Source organism: Pseudomonas sp. Irchel s3h17 (assembly GCF_900187505.1).
In the GTDB taxonomy this organism is placed as follows: Bacteria; Pseudomonadota; Gammaproteobacteria; order Pseudomonadales; family Pseudomonadaceae; genus Aquipseudomonas.
The window spans coordinates 329,855-348,642 of record NZ_FYDL01000001.1; the positions used below are offsets into that span (position 1 = coordinate 329,855).

General features: G+C 56.5%; 16 protein-coding genes and 1 pseudogene. 11 read left to right on the forward strand and 6 right to left on the reverse strand.

Annotation, left to right across the window (positions count from 1 at the left end; genetic code table 11):
- The first annotated feature begins 7 nt into the window (after positions 1-7).
- From speB to CKW25_RS01470, 4 genes are all read left to right on the forward strand, one after another.
- Positions 8-964 (forward strand): agmatinase, encoded by a 957-nt coding sequence (gene speB / locus CKW25_RS01455; protein ID WP_095077238.1) that lies wholly within the window; start codon positions 8-10, stop codon positions 962-964.
- 307 nt (positions 965-1,271) lie between these two features.
- The gene (locus tag CKW25_RS26920) at positions 1,272-1,571 is read left to right on the forward strand and encodes a hypothetical protein (RefSeq protein WP_095077239.1); all 300 of its coding nucleotides are present in this window, start codon (positions 1,272-1,274) and stop codon (positions 1,569-1,571) included.
- A gap of 161 nt (positions 1,572-1,732) precedes the next feature.
- Positions 1,733-2,404, forward strand: a complete 672-nt coding sequence (locus tag CKW25_RS01465; protein WP_095077240.1) for a bifunctional 2-polyprenyl-6-hydroxyphenol methylase/3-demethylubiquinol 3-O-methyltransferase UbiG — start codon at positions 1,733-1,735, stop codon at positions 2,402-2,404.
- A gap of 149 nt (positions 2,405-2,553) precedes the next feature.
- Positions 2,554-3,255 (forward strand): DUF3053 domain-containing protein, encoded by a 702-nt coding sequence (locus CKW25_RS01470; protein ID WP_095077241.1) that lies wholly within the window; start codon positions 2,554-2,556, stop codon positions 3,253-3,255.
- Positions 3,256-3,289: 34 nt separating this feature from the next.
- On the opposite strand, the gene CKW25_RS01475 is transcribed toward CKW25_RS01470, so the two are convergent.
- On the reverse strand, positions 3,290-4,144 hold the full coding sequence (locus CKW25_RS01475; RefSeq protein WP_095077242.1) for a LysR substrate-binding domain-containing protein: 855 nt from the start codon (positions 4,142-4,144) through the stop codon (positions 3,290-3,292).
- Positions 4,145-4,250: 106 nt separating this feature from the next.
- Between CKW25_RS01475 and CKW25_RS01480 the strand changes: the two genes are divergently transcribed.
- Positions 4,251-4,892, forward strand: coding sequence for an FMN-dependent NADH-azoreductase (locus tag CKW25_RS01480; RefSeq protein ID WP_095077243.1), 642 nt, complete (start codon positions 4,251-4,253; stop codon positions 4,890-4,892).
- 243 nt (positions 4,893-5,135) lie between these two features.
- Positions 5,136-6,413: a flavohemoglobin expression-modulating QEGLA motif protein gene (locus CKW25_RS01485; protein WP_095077244.1), complete on the forward strand. Its 1,278-nt coding sequence runs from the start codon at positions 5,136-5,138 to the stop codon at positions 6,411-6,413.
- A gap of 155 nt (positions 6,414-6,568) precedes the next feature.
- Here CKW25_RS01485 and CKW25_RS01490 read toward each other — a convergent pair whose 3' ends face one another.
- The 4 genes and pseudogenes from CKW25_RS01490 to CKW25_RS01510 all read right to left on the reverse strand — a co-directional run bounded on the left by CKW25_RS01490 (position 6,569) and on the right by CKW25_RS01510 (position 10,656).
- Positions 6,569-7,225 (reverse strand): DUF2459 domain-containing protein, encoded by a 657-nt coding sequence (locus CKW25_RS01490; protein WP_172736381.1) that lies wholly within the window; start codon positions 7,223-7,225, stop codon positions 6,569-6,571.
- A gap of 300 nt (positions 7,226-7,525) precedes the next feature.
- The gene (locus tag CKW25_RS01495; protein ID WP_095077246.1) at positions 7,526-8,956 is read right to left on the reverse strand and encodes an IS1182 family transposase; all 1,431 of its coding nucleotides are present in this window, start codon (positions 8,954-8,956) and stop codon (positions 7,526-7,528) included.
- Between the two features lie 194 nt (positions 8,957-9,150).
- A pseudogene (gene istB / locus CKW25_RS01505) lies at positions 9,151-9,531 on the reverse strand (IS21-like element ISPre4 family helper ATPase IstB); the annotation flags it as partial.
- 93 nt (positions 9,532-9,624) lie between these two features.
- Complete coding sequence (locus CKW25_RS01510; protein ID WP_095077247.1) at positions 9,625-10,656, reverse strand: LacI family DNA-binding transcriptional regulator; 1,032 nt, start codon at positions 10,654-10,656, stop codon at positions 9,625-9,627.
- A 304-nt stretch (positions 10,657-10,960) separates the two neighbouring features.
- Between CKW25_RS01510 and CKW25_RS01515 the strand changes: the two genes are divergently transcribed.
- The 5 genes from CKW25_RS01515 (at position 10,961) to CKW25_RS01535 (ending at position 17,124) form a co-directional block, all read left to right on the forward strand.
- A complete protein-coding gene (locus CKW25_RS01515) occupies positions 10,961-11,848 on the forward strand; it encodes a nitrilase family protein (RefSeq protein ID WP_095077248.1) in 888 nt (295 codons plus the stop codon).
- A gap of 12 nt (positions 11,849-11,860) precedes the next feature.
- Positions 11,861-13,075, forward strand: coding sequence for a hypothetical protein (locus CKW25_RS01520; protein ID WP_095077249.1), 1,215 nt, complete (start codon positions 11,861-11,863; stop codon positions 13,073-13,075).
- Between the two features lie 110 nt (positions 13,076-13,185).
- Complete coding sequence (locus CKW25_RS01525) at positions 13,186-14,547, forward strand: amidase (RefSeq protein WP_095077250.1); 1,362 nt, start codon at positions 13,186-13,188, stop codon at positions 14,545-14,547.
- A gap of 933 nt (positions 14,548-15,480) precedes the next feature.
- Positions 15,481-16,524, forward strand: coding sequence for a hypothetical protein (locus CKW25_RS01530; protein WP_095077251.1), 1,044 nt, complete (start codon positions 15,481-15,483; stop codon positions 16,522-16,524).
- A gap of 96 nt (positions 16,525-16,620) precedes the next feature.
- Positions 16,621-17,124: a hypothetical protein gene (locus CKW25_RS01535; protein WP_143497235.1), complete on the forward strand. Its 504-nt coding sequence runs from the start codon at positions 16,621-16,623 to the stop codon at positions 17,122-17,124.
- A gap of 500 nt (positions 17,125-17,624) precedes the next feature.
- On the opposite strand, the gene CKW25_RS01545 is transcribed toward CKW25_RS01535, so the two are convergent.
- The gene (locus CKW25_RS01545) at positions 17,625-18,656 is read right to left on the reverse strand and encodes an Ldh family oxidoreductase (protein ID WP_095077254.1); all 1,032 of its coding nucleotides are present in this window, start codon (positions 18,654-18,656) and stop codon (positions 17,625-17,627) included.
- Positions 18,657-18,788 lie beyond the last annotated feature (132 nt).

Consider the following 18,788-nt stretch of genomic DNA (forward strand, 5'->3'; position numbering starts at 1 on the left):
GAATCCCATGCAAAATGACAATTCGATAATCGATCAGGCGATGACGCGCGACAGCCTGTATGGCACCGAGGGTGAACCGACCTACGGTGGTATCACCAGCTTTATGCGGCGTCGCTACACCCGCGATTTGCGTGGCGTGGATATCGCCATCAGCGGCATCCCGTTCGATACCGCGACCAGCAATCGACCGGGCAGCCGCTTCGGACCACGGGCCATCCGCGAGGCATCGGTACAGTCGGCCTGGGCGCGTCACTGGCCTTGGGAATTTGATCCGTTCGATCTGCTGGCTTGTGTCGATTATGGCGATTGCTATTTCGATTACGGCACCCCGGAGCAGACCCCGGCGGCGATCAGGGCCCATGCCGAGCGGATCCTGGCGGCGGGTACTGCGATGCTGACCCTGGGCGGCGATCACTTCATCAGCTATCCGCTGCTGCAAGCTCACGCGGCCAAGTATGGTCCGCTGTCATTGATCCATTTCGATGCGCACCATGACCTGGAGTCCGACGGCGAGGACAAGCGCATCGACCACGGCTCGATGTTCTACCATGCCGTCCGCGAAGGGCTGGTTGATCCTGCACGGTCCATCCAGATTGGCCAGCGCACGACCAATGATGACGTCATGGGCTTTCAGGTGCTGAATGCCAGCGAGGTGCATGATCGCCCCACCAAGGAACTGGCAGAGATTATCCGGGCGCGCGTTGGCGACCATCCGGTCTATCTCACCTTCGATATCGACTGCCTCGACCCGGCATTTGCCCCAGGTACGGGGACGCCGGTCTGCGGTGGACTATCGAGCTATCAGGCCTTGGCGATTCTGCGAGGTCTGCGCGGTATCAACCTGATTGGCATGGACGTGGTGGAGGTGGCACCGCCCTATGACCACGCCGAGATTACTGCGCTCGCCGGGGCCGCGTTGGCGATGGAGATGATCTGCCTGTATGCCGCGCGGCATAAGCTGTAACCCAGTGGTCTGGACAGCTACAAACATTTTTCGACCAGTTGCTCTCATGACAGCAACTGGCCGAAAACAGACCTTGGTATACCACCGTAAAGGGTCGATTGCGGCCAATCATGTGTGTCCATATACGGACTGTGAATGACCTCCCTGCATTGGACAAACACGGACCTCAAAGAGCCAGCTCAGCAAATCGCCCCCCCCCAATGCGCCAAGTCCGTTAATCTGACCCAAGGGCAGGCGCAACACCGTCTAATCTAAACAGGACGCGGCCACAAACACGCCTCGAACCTCTTGATACAGGGGAAACAGGATGACTGGAAAAACAGCGCGTCAATGCGCCTCATGGGTCCTACCCGCCCTGCTCGCCATCAACCTGGTGCTGACAGCAGGATGTGCTGGCAAAACTGCCACGGCTCGCTCTTCGGCTTCAAGCACAGGCTCAAGCTGCTACGCAAAAGCGCTTCCCACTGCCGGCGAGGGCGCCCTGGCGTGGGGCTCCACCTTGAGCATGGCTCGCAAAAAATCCATGGATAATTGCATACGCTATGCCGGCCGATCCGGTGGCACGCCGCATACCTGCAAAGTGGTATTGGCGGAGTGCAAACATTAATAGAATTGCTCAAGCTAGCCTGGGTTCAGCGCCGGACCGTCCGCGTGGAGTCGGTTGCAGCCCTTCACAACCGGCAGCCATAGGCCAACAACAGCCACTGATGCCCGTACTTGAATGACTTGTCCTATGCTTGCGTCCAACCAACGACTCCGGACATCGAAATGGCCGCCTCCGAATCCACCCTCCTCCAAAGCTGGCACCACAACGCCCAATCCTGGATCGAAACCATCCGCACCGGCGCCCTGGAAAGCCGCCTCAAGGTCACCGACCAGGCCATCCTGCTGGCGGTGCAAGGCTACCAGCCCGAGCACGTACTCGACCTCGGCTGCGGCGAGGGCTGGCTGTTGCGTGCGCTGGCTGAACGAGCCATCAGGGCGGTCGGTGTGGATGGCGATGCGACACTGGTCGAGGCGGCACAGGCAGCGGGCTCTTCGCCGGTCCATGTGGCGAGCTATGAGGCGCTGGTGGAGGCAGAGGTGGACATCGGCAGCGACTACGATCTGATCTGCGCCAACTTCTCCCTGCTGCACCAGGACATCATCCCTTTGTTCGCCGCCATGAACGCCCTGCTCGTCCCTCGCGGCACGCTGGTGATCCAGACGCTGCATCCGTGGAGCGCTGCCATGGGTGACTATCAGGATGGTTGGCGGGAAGAGACCTTCGCCGGGTTCAAGGGGCAATGGCAACCCATGCCCTGGTACTTCCGCACCTTGTCCAGTTGGCTCAATGCGCTGGACATGTCCGGTTTCCGCCTGGTCAGCCTGCAGGAGCCACAGCACCCGCAAAGTCCTGTGCCGCAGTCGTTGCTGCTGGTGGCCGAGCGGCAGGATTGAGCGATCGATTGGGCCGCCCTACGAAACCTGGGGCGACTCATCATGCAGGTTATTTGGATCGTCGCAACAGAAGCGATAAGCTTGCCCACGCCCCGCAGAGGCCATCTCTGCCGCGGACATGTTCTTAATATTCCAGGAGCTCCACAGACATGAACGTCTCGTTTCGCCCTCATTGGCTACTCGCCCTCGCGCTTCCCCTTGCACTCATCGCCTGCGGCAGTGACGAACCTGAGCAGCGCACCGCATTCACGAAGTTCCTGCAAACCCGCATCGTCGACAAGCCCGGTGTCCACGTGCCTCAGTTGACGTTGGATGAGTCGAAGGCGTTTGGCGAATACACCACTCATTACGCGGTGATCACCGACTTCAATGGCGGGATGGACGCCGTTGTGAAACCCCTCGGCAACCTTGTCCAGAAGGGAGCGGTGCGCTCGTTGAGTGATGTGATTTCACGCCGTGACGACATCAAGGGGGTGCAAAGCGGCCTGAATGACATGGGGGTACAACTCCAGCAGCAACGGGCAAAAGCCGATAGCGCCCACGCCCAACTCAAGCAACCGGAAGACTTGAAAGCCGTGTACGACAAAGCCTACGACAAGACCGTCAGCGTACCCGCCAACACGTTTCTGGAGGTGCTGCCGCAAATCGACAGCACCTTGGACAGCAGCCTGAAAGTGGCCGATTACGTGACTGCCCACAAGGCGCAAATCGAAATCAATGGCCCGGTGATCAAGGTGCAGGACCCAAAAGTGCAGGCGGAGTTGAATGCGCTGCTGCACGATTTGAACGCACAGGCCAAAACCGTTCAACAGGCCCAGGCTCGCCTGCAGGCCGTGATGCTCGGCCGCTAGACACCGCTTCCCCAAGGCCTGTCGAGCCTGCCTGTCAAACCCTGCGCGTGGAGCAATACTCCACAATGAGCTGGGTGACCGCGGCCACAATCGCCTGATCCGCTTCAGGAGAGGTAAACAACCGAAATTGCGCATCCGGCAAATCCGGCAGCCCTTGCTCAGCCCCAAGAACCGCCAGTCCTTGCCTCACCTGACTGAGTGTCATGGGGGCTACCGCGAAACCAGCAAGCGCCGCCGCCCGCAACCCGGCCGTGCTGCTGCATAACATCGCCGTGCGTTGGGCGATCCCCGCCTGAGCCAGCCTCGTCAACGCTACCCCGCGATAAGGGCACGGCTCGGGGAACAGGGCCAGCGGCAACGGCGTCGGTAACCGGGTGACAGGTTGTGCCGACCAGGCCCACACCAGCGGTTCTTGCCATAGCAGCAACCCCTCTTCGCCGGTTTCGCACAGGGAACCGATGACCAACTCCAGATGGCCTTGCTTCATCAGGTTCAGCAAGGTGCCAGGAATACCCACCTGCACGTCGATCTCCATGCCCGGGTACTGCGCCGCGAAATCCTGAAAAGTGCGCAGTAACCGCGATTCGACAAAATCTTCGGACACCCCGATCCGCAACCGTCCATGAAACGGCGTGCGCGTCAGTTCTGCCCAGGCATCACGATTGAGCACAAGGATCGTGCGCGCATAAGAGACCAGGCGCTCTCCATCGGGAGTCAGTTGCTGGGAGCGGGTGGTACGCGTCAACAGGGGTTTACCAATCTGTTCTTCCAATCGCCGCACGTGGCCACTGACCGCAGACTGAGTGAGGTGCAGCTTCTGGGCTGCACGGCTGAAACCTTCTTCATCGACGACGGCGACAAATGTCTTGAGCAGCAGGGTATCGAACATATTCTTTTGCGCGATCAATTCAGTGGTTATTTACGATTTATATTTCAAATTCAAATATGTTGCAATGTTCCCACCTGCCCTATCTCCCCACCCTCCCAGGCGTGCCATGACGACTCTTCTGCATATTGAATGCTCTCCACGCAAGCAACGTTCGGCCTCCCTTGAAGTCGCCCGCAGCTTCATTGCGCGCTATCAAGAAAACACACCGGACACCGAAATCATCACGCTCGACCTTTGGAACATGGCGTTGCCGGAATTCGATGACCTGGCAATGGAGGCCAAATACGCCGGACTCAATGGCACGCCCTTGACTCCCGCACAACAAGACGCCTGGAACACGTTGAAAGACTTGGCAGGCCACCTGCACCGCTCGGATGTGCTTGTGATGTCCGTACCGCTCTGGAATTTCAGTATCCCGTACAAACTCAAGCACTTCATCGACCTGGTGTCGCAGAAAGACATCCTGTTCAGCTTTGACCCGGAGCGTGGCCTGGAAGGCATGCTGCTCAACAAAACCGCGGTGGTGATGTACGCCCGCGGATTGGATTTTTCGGCGCAGTCGATCACGCCGGCAGCGCGCTTCGACTTTCAGAAGCCCTATGTTGAAGCCTGGCTGGCGTTTGTCGGCGTGACGGATGTGCATTCGGTAATTGTGGAGAAAACCATCCTGGGGGACGACGTTGATCTCAGCGCGCGCGCGGCTGCGACTCAGCACGCCAGGCGATTGGCAGATCGTATTGGTCAGTGACTCTTCAGGGACGCCAATAGGTGTATGGCATTAGGAAAAAAGAGGCGTTGCTGCCGGGCGGCATGACCTACCGAGTGTAGGCCCGCATGGGGTCGATGGCGGTTGCATGGCTGAAAACTGAGTTCTGCCCTTGCCTGTCACCCCCCGTCGACCTGAAGCGCACCACCTTGAGCGGGTGCAACGCAATACATCGGCAGCAGCTAAACTTTTGCGAATCAACCTTGTACCCCCAAGGAGATTTCCATGAGCACCGCCACCCTGTCCGAACTCGATGCCGCCCTGCCCCGTTTGGCCTGCAAGATTCGTGTGCTGGATGCCCTGGCGTGGCCGGATGGCGTCGAGGAAGTCTTCCTGGCGCATTGGCGTGGCGGGCATGCAGCGTTGCCCAAAGTCGAGCTGCGCCCACGCCGGCACAGCGCCGAGATCGCCGCCCTGGAAGCCTTTGTTGGCCGTTGCGATGAGGGGCACCCGGCCGGGAACTACCTCGCCATGACAGCGCGTAGCTATGCCACCGCCGGACGCATGCTGAATGCGATTGGCACACCGGCCTTTACTGAATATTCGTCAGCACTGTATCGGCGCCCGGACTTCTATTACACACGCCTGAAACTGAGCATGCTGGACGCGGCCCATTTCTTCCTCAAGACCACCGACGCCCTTCTGGGCGGCGTCCAGATTCCACCGAGCCTGGCCGAGATTCCGGCTGAGGCCTTTGCCGCCTGGATGCAACCGGAACTGGACCGCTTCTTCGGCGCGGGCCGGATCACGGTCATGCTCGATCCGACCCTGGCCGCCAAGGCCATCGCCGGGGCGAGCCGCATCCGCCTGCGTGCCAGCGCCCTGTTCTCGGAGCTGGACAAGAACCAGTTATTGCAGCACGAGGCTTTTGTGCATGTCGCCACGGCACAAAACGGCGCGCGCCAACCCAATCTCAAAAGCCTGGGCCTGGGGGCGCCACGCACGACCCAAACTCAGGAGGGGATTGCCACCCTGGCCGAGCTGTTCACCGGCAGCATGGACATCAACCGCCTGCGTCGCCTCGCCCTGCGCGTGCTAGCGGTCCAGCAAGCGCTGGATGGCGCCGACTTCATCCAGGTATTCGAAGGTTTCCTTGCCGCCGGTCAGTCGCAAGAGGAGTCCTTCCGCTCGACCCAACGGGTGTTTCGCGGCGCGGACCTGCATGGCGGCTCGGCGTTCACCAAGGATGCCGCTTACCTGACCGGCTTGATCGGCGTCCATACCTTGCTGCGCATCGCAATCCGCGACAACCGCCCGGAACTGGTAGGCCACTTGTTTGCCGGACGCCTCAGCCTGGGCGATACCGTACGCCTGGCGCCACTTTTCGAGTCCGGCTGGCTCCAGGGCCCGGTCTATCTTCCAGCCTGGGCCTCGGACCTGCGCCTGCTCGCCGCCAACCTGGCCTTCTCTGCCTTTATCGCCCGGATCAAACTCGACGTGCTCGACCTGGAGGTGCTCATGGCATTCGCAGACGAGCACGAAGCCGATGCCAGCGCCCGGTGATCAGGGTGTATTAGGGTCTGGGATGCATCTCAGCGACTGCTTCTGGCTATTTTCTGCCCTGCACGACTGGCTGCCATGGGTCGAGTGCTGCCCCTTCAGACGCGGTCATTTCGCGTTAGTATCATTCGACACAAGGTGGGAATACACCCCCATCGTCAGCGCGGGTAAGCGGGTAAGCGGGTAACCAGGCAGGATGCACCGACCGCTGTCGCCCGGCGTAACTGCGACATGACGTTCCCCGCCGTAATTACCGCTGTAGGCGACATTGGGCAGCCGCTCGCGGCCAGCGCCTCTGCGACCCAAGTATTGCAGGTATAAAACAGCGAATAGCTACCCTCGGCCTGGTAGAACCGGCTCTCTCCATACAGGCCAGGCCCGAGCACCACCAAGGTGCCCGTCGCTGAGTGGGTGAAGGTCCCGGCCACGAACGCGAGCAGTCGCCGGTAGCCGTCCTCCGTCACCCGCACCTCGATGACCTCGCTTGCGGCGAAACGCCGCCTGGGGTCCCCGTCAATCTTGACCGCATGTAGCACGGTTGCCGTCGACCCGAACAAGGCTCGCAGGGCGAGGTTCAAGGTGGCCTGTGGGGCTCGGTAAAAGTCCTCGTCACCCCAGCCGAACTCAACGAAGTCGCCGTCACCGAACTCTTCGGCTAGTGCGGGAAGCACCTGAAGTAGATCGGGGCGCGCAATTGCCAACCCGGTATGCAGGCCATGATTCACTACATAGAAGGACCGCCAATCGCCACCCTCGCCCCTCGGCGGGTCCGACGCTGTAGCGCAGCCGAACAGCGTCAGGATCAGGGCCAGCACTACAATGCGCATACACAAGGGTTTGGAGGCTCGCTAACGAACGTGAAAAACCCCGGCAGGGGTGGGTGCTGTATACAAGCATAGAAGCTCGCTCGCACCATCAAGCAGGCATCCATGGGCAATCGCGACAGGCAGAAATCGGCCCAGAGTGTGTAAAAACGCTAGCTACCGTTTCGATCTTCAAGGCTGAGTGGCTGTCCGGCTTCGTAGCCTGATCAAGGCAAGATGTCCCTTCCTGATGAGCTAAACCGCCCCAGCGACGCGCCAGATCATCGGGACACGTAAAAACAGGCCGGTTTTTTAGACCGTTAGCGCCTTCATCAAGTGATGGGTGCCGATGATTTTCATGACCCGTTTCAAGTTGTAGGCGAGCACATTCAAGCTCATCTCCGCACTCACCCCGGCCAGCTTTCGGGTCAGGAAGTGAGTCGCACCCATCCATTGTTTGAGCGTCCCGAAGGGATGCTCAACCGTCCGTTTTCGGACTCGCATCATCTCCGGGGCTTTGCTCAGCCGAAGCCGCATTTCCTCCAATACGGTTTCATGCTCCCAGCGCCGAATTCGTCGTTCCGTGCTCGGTGTGCATTGCGACTTCAACGCGCAGCCCTGGCATTTCGAACTCCAGTAACGATGCAACTTCAGGCCTTTTTCAACGTAGGAGTAGTGCCAGATCAGCGCCTCGCCAGCCGGGCAAATGTATTCGTTTTTTGCCGCGTCATAGATGAAGGCATCGTTATTGAAACGCCCGTCAGCCTTGGCTCCAGAGGTCATCGGCTTGGGCACATAGGCGGTGATACCTGCTTCGTGACAAGCGAGGATTTGTTCGCTTTTGAAGTAACCTCGGTCAGCCACTACCGACAACGTATCTGACGTCATCGCCTCACGGGCTTGCTTGGCCATCGAGCTGAGTTGATCACGGTCGGAACCGACGTTGGTCACCTCGTGTGCAACGATCAAATGGTGCTGGGTATCGACCGCTGTTTGCACGTTGTAGCCGACGATTCCGGTGCCACGCGTCATCATGGAACGGGCGTCTGGATCGGTCAGTGAGACCTGTTTATCCGGTGATTCATTGAGCTGGATTTCGATCGCTTGAAGCTCCTTCATTTGAGTTTTGAGCTTGGCGATTTTCTCTTCCAACCGCACGGTGCTGGGCTCGGAAGCTATTGGTTCTTGCCGATCGGCAGCATCGAGTGCCGCCAGGTAACGGTTGATACTCGATTCAATTTCTTCCATTCGCCGCTTCAGTTTGGCGCTGGTGAAATTGCGGTCGCGGTTGTTGACTGCTTTGAATTTACTGCCATCGATGGCGACCAGATTCTCTCCAAACAGCCCCAACTGCTGACACAGCACAACGAACTGGCGACAGACGCCTCGGATGGCCTTGCTGTTGTCTTTTCGGAAGTTGGCGATGGTCTTGAAGTCCGGCATCAAACGCCCGGTCAACCACATCAGCTCGACGTTGCGTTGAGCTTCTCGCTCCAGCCGTCGGCTCGACTGGATGCGGTTGAGATAGCCGTAGATGTAGATCTTCAGCAAGATCGCGGGGTGGTAAGCCGGCCGGCCAGTATCGGCTGGAATGGCACCTTCAAAACCTAGATTGACCAAGTCGAGTTCGTCAACGAAGACATCGACTACGCGCACCGGATTGGTATCGCTGACGTAGTCATCGAGGCTCTCGGGGAGCAAGGTGCTTTGACCTCGATGTTCACCTTGAATAAAGCGCTTCATGGGCGATCCCTGCGATGAAATCCTCAGAAATCATAGCAAGGGTTCGCGAAGGCGTTTTTACACACTCTGGGCCAGAAGCAGCCACTCAGATGCGCATTCCACGCCATCTGGCCACCCAGTCCACCAACATCCGGCCACCCGTTCCACGCTCATCCGGCCAGGCAGTCGGAGCGCAGCGACGCAGGTTTGCATTGTTAGTCTGAAGTCCCTAGTGCCGTCAATTTCGTTGCGCGCCTGCGCATCGATTCGCCCTTGAGTTCGATGCGGTAAGCGTTGTGCACCAGACGGTCGAGGATCGCATCGCCCAAGGTTGGATCGCCGATCAGCGCATGCCATTTGTCCACCGGCATCTGGCTGGTGACCAGCGTCGAGCGGTTCCCGTAACGGTCGTCCAGCAGTTCCAGCATGTCGCGCCGTTGCGCAGCGGTAAATGGCGCCAGGCCCCAGTCGTCCAGGATCAGCAGGTCGGTCTTGGCGTAGCCGGCCATTAGTTTCGCGAAGCGGCCATCGCCGTGGGCCAGGCCAAGCTCTTCCATCAAGCGCGGCAGGCGCAGGTAGCGCACGCTGTAAGGGTCGAATGAATTGCTGCTCCAACGATATTCAGATCACCACAGAAATTCTTTATCGTTCAATCTTTTGATTGGACGTTTTAGACGAAGGCTCATCAATTAATTAAGTTGCAGAAGCGAACTGTCTCTGGCGAAAAGTTCGGGTTCGAGACGGATTGAGCTAACCGTTCTTCCTTTTATTTTTTGAAGTAGCAGTTCCATTGCTCGATATCCCATTTCATGCATCGGTGATCGAATGCTGCTGAGTGGAATCGGAAGCTGGGCAGCCAGAGGAGTATCGTTGAAGCCGACAATAGCTATGTCACGTCCTGGTGTAAGACCGAGTGCACGCGCCGCCCCCATGACGCCAATCGCGATGAAGTCATTTACGGCGAATACGGCAGTAGGGCGTATTGATCTCGAGAGAAGCTTCATCCCAGCTTCATAACCTGCGGCGGTATCAAAATGGCTTGGGACAATCCAGTCAGATGAGATATCGATGCCAACAGTTCGACAATAACCCACAAAGCCCGCTGCACGCTCTACGCCGGTACTCGCAAAGGACTCCCCTGCAATCACTGCGAGTTGCGTATGCCCTTGAGAAATGAAGTGCTCAGCTGCTAGAGCCCCGCCCCGGTAGTCGTCGCAGGTGACAGAACAGTAATCGCCAGCGCGACGGCTAACCAGTACAAACGGTATGCCTCGTCTTGCGATGTCCTCTAGGAACTCATTGGCCGAGTCTACATGGGCATCACCAATGATGAGTCCATCAACTCGGCGTGCCAGCGCCATTTCACCCAGCTCTCGCTGGATGGCTGGTGAGTCCTGGGTATTGGAAACGAAAGTGAAGACCCGATTCTTATAGGCAGCTTCGTCAATGCCCTCGTAGATCGTTGCCAGTACAAGGTCGGACAGCCTCGGCACGAGTACGCCGACTGCCTGACTACGTTGTGTTTTCAGGCTGGTCGCGTGTGGGTTTGGGCGATATTGCAGCTCGGCAGCCAGTTTCCTAATTCGCAGCACTGTCTCAGGGGATGCCGCCAAAGCGGCGTCATCTTGCGAGCCATTCAAGACGCGGGAAACGGTAGAGACAGAAACGCCGAGCTGCTGCGAGAGTGCTCTCAGTGTGATCGGTTTTCCTAGTGTGCTCATACTTTCCTTCTCACCAATGCGATTATTTCAGCCAATCGGGTGCGAAAGCCCGAGATTGTCAAACATCTGAGTGTGCGGGCTTCGCAACAAATTTTGAATACATCTGACGAGTTTCGGCGCTTTTTCCAGAAAAAATCGTCTTTTAGGCTCCATTCTGCGCCGACGAATGGCCAATCCTACCATATTGACTTTCCTGATATTGAGAGCATAGTTTGCCTACCCAAACGTTTGGGTAGCGATCCGCCGCCAAACCCAAACGTTTGGGTTAAAACAATAAGACGAGGTTTCAGCTATGAACGAAAGCATGAAAGAGAGAGTGAGTCCGGTTCGAGTGGCTGTGGTGCAGTTCGATCCTCAGGTCGGCATGGAAAACCGTGAGCGCAACTTGAGGCATGGCCTGAGCATGGCGCTACAGGCAGTCGAAGGTGGTGCGAACCTCATTGTGTTGCCGGAGCTTGCAAACACGGGCTACCTCTTTACCAGTCGGCAGGAAGCTTTCGAGCATGCGGAAAGTGTGCCGAATGGCCCTAGCGTCCAGGTCTGGATGGACTTCGCGAAGAAACACGACGTTTATCTAGTCGCTGGTGTTGCCGAGCGAGATGGAATGCAATTGTTCGACACGGCAGTTCTGCTGGGGCCTGATGGTTTTATTGGCAAGTATCGCAAGGCCCACTTGTGGAATTTGGAGAAGCTCTGGTTTACCCCTGGAAACTTGGGTTTCCCAGTGTTTGACACCCCTATCGGAAGAATTGGTCTGCTAATTTGCTGGGATATCTGGTTCCCAGAGGTGCCCCGGATTTTGGCTCAGCAGGGCGCCGACATCATCTGCAGCGTTAACAATTGGGTATGGACTCCACCGCCCCTGTTCGACGAGACCGGCAAATGCATGGCCTCGTACCTGACGATGACTGCCGCCCATGTGAACAACGTTTTCATTGCTGCGGCCAACAGAGTGGGGACTGATCGTGGTGAGCGGTTCCTAGGCTGCTCGCTAATTGCCGGAACCAACGGATGGCCGATTGGCGAGGTCGCGCCGTCAGAGGGTGAGACCATCGTGTGTGCTGACATCGATTTAGTCTCCGCTCGCAGCGCACCGATCTGGAACAGTCTCAATGATCTGCCGCGTGACCGTCGGACTGACCTCTACGATTCCATGCTGGGTTATACCGGCCACAGCGCTTTTCCACGTTGAGGGCCTGCCAACATGGAGAACTCAACTGCGGCTAGCAAACTCAAGTCTTCTGAAGTTTCCATCGTATTGAATGCAATCGCTGCTGCTGCACTAGTGCTTATAGTGGCTGGAGTTGGTCATCTGGCCACATTAATAGGCGCTTCGACTTTGTCGCAATGGCCGGGATTTGTTGAGCTCATGAAAAGTCTGCCGGAGCCGCTCGCGTGGTTGCGGTGGTTCTTGGGTGATATGAGTGAGGCGACGTTCTATAAGCACGAGTTCGCCTCGGTCGGTATGCTGCTCGGCGCTCTGCTAGCACACTGGGCGTACAAACGCGGGAAGCGTTGGCAAGGTTTCGCTGTTTCCTATGGAACCGGACTATTGCCCTGGATATTGTTTAGCTCGTCTCTGGGCTTGATTCTGAGCAATCTCCTTTGGAGCTGGACAATCGTGCAAAGCAACGCCTGGCAGCCCACTTTTGTGACCTTCGTATCGTTACCAGCTGCCATGGTACTGATGTTCGGGAGGGGATGGAAAGTCGCGATAGTGGGTGCCGTGATGGGAGCACTTCTGGTGACTCCAATAGCGCTGGTTCTGGTGAATTACGCTTGCAACCCTCTAAAGCTGCCAAGCATCATCGGCAACGTCAGTGCAATGGCGATAGGCAGCGCGGTGGCATTCGTAATTTGTCGCCTCGTTCCAGCATTGGTACGAAATGAACTGACGCCGGTGGAGGCGCCCAGCCCTGGAGCCACCACTCCCCTTGTGTACGGCCCGAGCTGGACGATCAGGCGAATTCTTGCTGATTTCACTGAGTCACCATTCGTGGGCAACGAACTGGCCAGTATCGGCTTGATCTTAGGTCTGCTGTTTGCCATCAGCTTGAACCCGCTGAGTCCAGTGTATGGCACTGGTCTTGCTGCACAGGTATTGGTGGGGCAAGTACTGGCCTCCGCTATTGGTGTACTGCTGTGGCGCAGACAATGGATGGTAAGAGGTTGGTATCCGACCTATATACCGGTGGTCTCTGTGACACCTGCCGCAATACTGACCTATGGTGGTACGCCAGTAGTGATTGCCATCAGTGCGTTGTTCGGCGCGCTGATTGGGCCACCGCTAGCCGCTGCCATCTCTGACCGTCTGCCAAAGAGCTTTCATCCATACCTTGGCAACGTGATATCAATGGCGATTTGCACATTGGTGATTTTGCCAGTTATCGGCAGATTGCCTGGTGTGGCCACATATTAGACCAGTCCTACTCATTAATTATATCGAGGTGCGAATCAGTCGCTGTTGAGATACACATCGATGTGTGCGGCTGGTTCGTGATTAATGGTTCTCGTTTGGTCGGAAGTAAAATGAAAATGAATCCTCCTTTGTTAGGTTTTTATTTTGGCGTCTCTCTGCAAGAGCTGGGGAGGCGCCTGCGAATAGGTGAGTTCACTTCAGTGGAGTTGGTGCGCAAAAGCCTCGAAGCATGTGAGTTAATTAATCCTCTCGTTAATGCTTTTACCTTTGTGGCCGCCGATATGGCTTATGAAGCAGCCTCAATGGCAGATAGAGAGCTGGCAGAGGGTATTGATCGAGGGCCACTCCATGGGATACCCGTCGCAGTTAAGGACAACATCTTTACTGCACAGATTCCAACAACAATGGGGTCGGCACATTACAAAGGGTATGTTCCAGATCATGATGCAAAGTGTGTGGAACGCCTGAAATCTGCCGGGGCGGTCATCCTGGGTAAAACAACCACGCATGAGTTTGCCTTTGGCCCAACCGGAGATTGCGCAATTCAAGGCCCCACGCTCAATCCATGGGATACCTCTCGAATGGCAGGTGGATCGAGCTGTGGCAGTGCCGTTGCAGTCGCATGCGGAATTGTGCCAATTGCTATTGGGACTGACACGGGCGGTTCAGTACGGATACCAGCGGCGCTCACTGGAGTGATCGGTTTCAAACCGAGTATTGGTAGAATTTCGACAGAAGGCGTCTTCCCACTTTCGGAGACCCTGGATCATGTAGGGATCTTGGCGAATAGCGCAGAAGATATTGCCCTGGTGCTGAGAGAGATTTCGCCCGAGGCCAAACCCTTAGATTCGGATATCTGTGTAGTACCAGAAAAATTCAAGCTCGGGTGGGTATCTCCGGAAAATTTCAATCAGACTGATCCTTTAGTTTTAGACAGTGTGTTCCAGAGCGCAGTTGCACTATCTGGTGGGAATATCTCCATCGTCAGTGATATTTCTCAACTGGCTGGAAAATTTCGCCAAGCATTTGGATTGATCCAGAAGAGCGAGGCATTTGAAATTCACTCAGAGCGAGTACTGTATCACCCAGAACTGTACCAGGAAGAAGTTCTAGAACGCCTGTTAGCTGCTCAAAGCGTGAAAGGCTGGGAGTATGTTCAAGCGATGCATATTCGGCAAGAGCTCCAGCAGTCGATATTAAATATATTCAAGGAATTTGAACTACTGGTCATGCCGACCGTTCCTATTCGTGCTCCAAAACTATATCAGCGATCACTTGATGTTGGTGGTAGCAACGTTCACGTTCGAGATGCGCTTCTTAGTTTAACCAGCCCGTGGAATCTTTTAGGACTTCCTGCGATCAGTATCCCTTGCGGGCTGGTAGACGGACTACCAACAGGACTCCAATTGGTCGCCGCACCCGGGAAAGATGAATTTTTGATAGCGGTGGCAGCTAAATTAGTGACCCGTTAGATCATCCATGTTTGGCGTCCACATGGGCGCTATTTTTTTGCGACATCTAAGATATTGGGAGTGCACATTTCTGAGTGAGCCCTGCAGTGTCTCCAGGTAGAGCATTTTTCACCTTTATAAAAATAGCATTGTCTTTCAGAGCCGAACTTCTAAAGCGCTCCCCTTCTCACGACGATCTCATTTGATGTCCTGTAGTTAAAAACCGGAACTTTTTCCAGCTTTAGAATAAGGCCATCCAGCTTCTCCGAATCATCCTCTATAATTTCCCGATCATCAGCTGTCCATGGAACTGTCAGTCGAATCATCACCCTTCGCAAAGAAGGCCGTGAGAGGGTTAGTCAAGGTTTCCAAAGCGCACCATTAGCCATATCGGTCGACGATATTTGGAAGCCAAGCACCGCGACCTGGATAAGCACTTTTGTGATCGTAGGTAATCACAAACGTAAAATTCTGACCTTTGTTTTGGCTTTTGGTTGGGGAGACATCAGCGACAACGGCTCGGTCTGTCGATGGAGTTCGGCACTCAGCGATAGGCGCTTTTGTATCCTCTCGTATGGTTGTTTCTTGAAAGGCAGTGCAGCCCTTGTTCTGTAAGGCTTGCAGAGGATTACCGGAATCTCCGGATCTAACACCGGTCAACTTGAGCCATGACCGAATTGAACCCGTATCTAACGGTACCCGGAGATACCTTCGGGTTACCTTGGCACCTCAGGGTGCGAAGCGGTCATCATCCAACGTCCGTTATTGGCCGATAGCGGCCTATCGCGAAGGGCTCCACAACCCAAAGCGGACGTTCGCACTGCGGGCACGCATGCGCCATCACCAGCTCCGCCGGACTGTAGAGAATCCGGAAGCTTGATGGATCTGCCAATATCTTGCGTATTGATGGGCAACAGGGCATTTTCAAGGTGACTCAGACACGAGACTCGAAAAATGGCACAACAACGACCACTACCCGAACTAGATGTAGACTTTCTCCAAGAGAATGCCCTGACATCGGTTCGTCTTGGGATTGAGGATTTTCAACGCTGCCGTCTTGATCCTGGGAGTGGCGGAGACCCGGCACGAGCTCTTTCTGCGGTCCGCAATTTGTTCGCAGGAATTCTGCTCCTGTTCAAATTTAAGATCGCTATTTCTGTGGCTGATCCCTGCGATGCGGCCTCCTTGATCTTCAATCCGCCAGATATTCAGCCTCAAGCCGACGGAGCAGGCGGAGTTGAGTGGACTCCTGTCGGCCGGTTCAAGCCCACCACCATCGATGTCGCTACCATCAAGAAGCGGTTCGATGGCTTCAACATTGAGGTGAATTGGGAAGTTATCAATAAGCTACAAACCTGCCGCAATCATCTGGAGCACTTGCATCCGGCTAACACCCTAGGGGAGGTGGCAGACTTTGTCGCTGAACTGTTCCCTATACTGCGGGACTTCATCCAGACGCAGCTGAATGAGCAACCCGCGGACCTTCTAGGTGCGGCTTGGCAAGCCATGCTTGAGCATCACAACTTTTTCGTGGATACCCGTGCCGTATGCGAGGCAGCTTGGGCTGAAGCTGGTGTACCGCCGAGGATGTTGCCATGGCTAGAAAAATGCCAGTGTGAAAGGTGTAGTTCTTCACTGATCAGACCTCCTCAAGATTTGCTAGACGGGGGGGCTAGTGTTGAGTATCAGGACGAGACATTCACGTATCTTTGCTTGGCTTGCGGGCACGCGGATCTCATTGTTCCAGTAATGATGAAAATGCTCGATAAGTCTCACGAGTACGACCCGAGGAATGGGGAGGAGGCTAGCGTTGAGCAGTGCTTTGAATGCAATCGGGGAACGTTCGTGATAGCTGAGCAGCATTGCCTATGGTGCGAAGCGGAACTCGATTACGACCGATGCTCCCTTTGCGAGGAGCCTCTTCGCCAAGAGGACCAACACAATGACGGATTATGTGGATACCACGCACATACATACGAAAAATACATGCGTGATTAGATCGACTTAGTGGCTAGTAGTAAGGGTAGGTCTCACGCTGAGCACCGAAGTCATCCGGATTTATGCGATTGATACCAGATTCATTGAGGTGCCGCCGTGCCAAAGTTTGAAGAGAAATTTTACCTTTCTTCAAGTGATGGAAAGGTAATGGTAGGAGGTAAGAGGCCTGACCAGATTGCCAGTGACTTAGCAGCTGGGGTGGCTCGCATCGGCGGATTTTGGCGACAGCCAAATTACTTTGAGTCATACCTGCACGCCTCGACCATCCTGATAGACCAAGGGATAAGAACCGGCAGCCTGGACGAGATTGGTCTTCCGGGTTTTTACCTCCAGCGCCACGCGCTTGAGCTATTGCTGAAAAGGTTACTGGGCTGGCTCATCGACATTTCAGACATGCGGAATGGGTTAGGTCGCGTCTCCGACTATCAGCCTTCAAAGGGACTGCGGGAGTCCTTGAATGCAAGCCACAACCTCACAGGCTTATTGCGCCACCTTGTCGTGAGTAGCAGCGGCCTTAACGTGTCGGCCCCACCGCAAGAACTTGTGACCCTCATCAATGATATGAGCAAGATTGAAATCACTGATACTTGGTCTCGGTAAGCAACATCCGTGCCAAGGGGAAAAGACGCTGCCGACGCTAGTGGTCCGGTCCAGCATGTGTCCCGCGAAATTCAGATTCCAATTGTGGATTTTCAGGAGAGGCTCTCCGTTGTTGCGAATCTGATGGTGTCACGGGAAGTTGGTACTGAAACCTACGAGGATGAGTTGTATGGCTTCTGGGGTGAGCTACACGCGGCTTTTGAGGCCTCCAGCTAACTCCAATGCACTGAAGTTCGACTTCCTGCTTATGCTCACCGGCAGCTATGGGTCGGTAACTGCCAGTCATGACAGGCAGCCATTGACTGAAAGCACAGACCCCGTGAAAGACATTTTTGGCCGCTGGGTGCGGGCATGCCCCCCCACTAGGGCGTCGACCAGCGGGATCCACCCCATGGTGAGCAAGACTTGAACCCTTGAAACACCCCCCCCACGAACTCAGGTCTCGAGACCCCGGCCTTGGCCCCAAGTAGAACAGTTGTGAGGGACCATAACCGACGCTCTCAACCCGCCAGCTCGCGCAACCGCGCCAGCTCGGACGCCGGTAACGCAATGCCTTCGGCCAGGGACTTGGCCCGCTCCTGGTAACGCCGGTCACCGGGCATGCGCTGCAAGCCCACCGCACGCATCTGTCGCACCAGTTCTTCGCTGCGGCTGGCGAAGTTGGCGCCTGCGGCCTTGCTCGGGTCGATCACGATGATCAACTGACCGGTCCACGGCGTTTGTGCGCCGGGGTGCTTGGACCAGTCGAATTCGAACGAGAAGTTCCCGCCGGTCAAGGCGGCCGCCAATAGTTCGACCATCATCGACAGGGCCGAGCCCTTGTGCCCGCCAAAGGGCAACAAGGCGCCTCCCGCGAGTATCGCTTGAGGGTCCCGGGTCGGCTGGCCCAGGCTATCGACCCCCATGCCTTCGGGTAATAACTGCCCCTTGCGCGCGGCAATCTGTACGTCGCCGTGGGCGATGGCGCTGGTGGCCAGGTCAAAGACGATGGGGTCACCACCGGCGCGGGGTGCGGCAAAGGCAATCGGGTTGGTGCCAAACAGCGGCCGTTGCGCGCCATGGGGCACCACGCAGGTCATGCTGTTGACCACGCTCAAGGCCACCAGGCCTTCATCGGCAAAGGGTTCGACGTCCGGCCAGAGCGCGGCGAAATGGTGAGAGTTGCGAATCGCCAGGACCGCGATTCCGGCGCTGCGGGCCTTTTCAACCAGCAACCCACGGGCCGCGGCCAAGGCTGGCTGGGCGAAGCCATTGCCGGCATCGACCCGCACAAAGCCCGAAGCCACATCCTCGACCAACGGCACAGCCCGACCCTCCACCCAGCCGCTGGCCAGCGACGACAGGTAACCGGGAATGCGGAACACCCCATGGCTATGGGAACCGTCACGCTGGGCACTGGCACAGTTGTGAGCCAGCACCCGGGCCACCTCGGCCGAGGTGCCATGACGCTCGAGGATCCGTTGCAACATCTGACTCAGATCGGCGAACGAAACGGGCTCCACTTCGGGCAAGGCGGCGTTGAGTTGGGACATGCTGAGGCTCCAGTCGAGTTGTTGTTATGGCTGTGGAACAGCGTGACGAACTATCCGGCCGTGACAGTTATCTGTCAAATGTTGACTTTATGACAGAAAACATCCACTTTCTTCCGCAAGCGCTGAATAACA

What these genes read in the sequence shown, in the direction of transcription:
- CKW25_RS01530 (WP_095077251.1), top strand. Translation starts at nt 15,481, where the DNA reads ATGGCACAACAACGACCACTACCCGAACTAGATGTAGACTTTCTCCAA.
- CKW25_RS01545 (WP_095077254.1), bottom strand. Translation starts at nt 18,656, where the DNA reads ATGTCCCAACTCAACGCCGCCTTGCCCGAAGTGGAGCCCGTTTCGTTC.
- CKW25_RS26920 (WP_095077239.1), top strand. Translation starts at nt 1,272, where the DNA reads ATGACTGGAAAAACAGCGCGTCAATGCGCCTCATGGGTCCTACCCGCC.
- CKW25_RS01510 (WP_095077247.1), bottom strand. Translation starts at nt 10,656, where the DNA reads ATGAGCACACTAGGAAAACCGATCACACTGAGAGCACTCTCGCAGCAG.
- CKW25_RS01480 (WP_095077243.1), top strand. Translation starts at nt 4,251, where the DNA reads ATGACGACTCTTCTGCATATTGAATGCTCTCCACGCAAGCAACGTTCG.
- CKW25_RS01525 (WP_095077250.1), top strand. Translation starts at nt 13,186, where the DNA reads ATGAAAATGAATCCTCCTTTGTTAGGTTTTTATTTTGGCGTCTCTCTG.
- CKW25_RS01520 (WP_095077249.1), top strand. Translation starts at nt 11,861, where the DNA reads ATGGAGAACTCAACTGCGGCTAGCAAACTCAAGTCTTCTGAAGTTTCC.
- CKW25_RS01465 (WP_095077240.1), top strand. Translation starts at nt 1,733, where the DNA reads ATGGCCGCCTCCGAATCCACCCTCCTCCAAAGCTGGCACCACAACGCC.
- CKW25_RS01495 (WP_095077246.1), bottom strand. Translation starts at nt 8,956, where the DNA reads ATGAAGCGCTTTATTCAAGGTGAACATCGAGGTCAAAGCACCTTGCTC.
- CKW25_RS01475 (WP_095077242.1), bottom strand. Translation starts at nt 4,144, where the DNA reads ATGTTCGATACCCTGCTGCTCAAGACATTTGTCGCCGTCGTCGATGAA.
- CKW25_RS01470 (WP_095077241.1), top strand. Translation starts at nt 2,554, where the DNA reads ATGAACGTCTCGTTTCGCCCTCATTGGCTACTCGCCCTCGCGCTTCCC.
- speB (WP_095077238.1), top strand. Translation starts at nt 8, where the DNA reads ATGCAAAATGACAATTCGATAATCGATCAGGCGATGACGCGCGACAGC.
- CKW25_RS01485 (WP_095077244.1), top strand. Translation starts at nt 5,136, where the DNA reads ATGAGCACCGCCACCCTGTCCGAACTCGATGCCGCCCTGCCCCGTTTG.
- CKW25_RS01515 (WP_095077248.1), top strand. Translation starts at nt 10,961, where the DNA reads ATGAAAGAGAGAGTGAGTCCGGTTCGAGTGGCTGTGGTGCAGTTCGAT.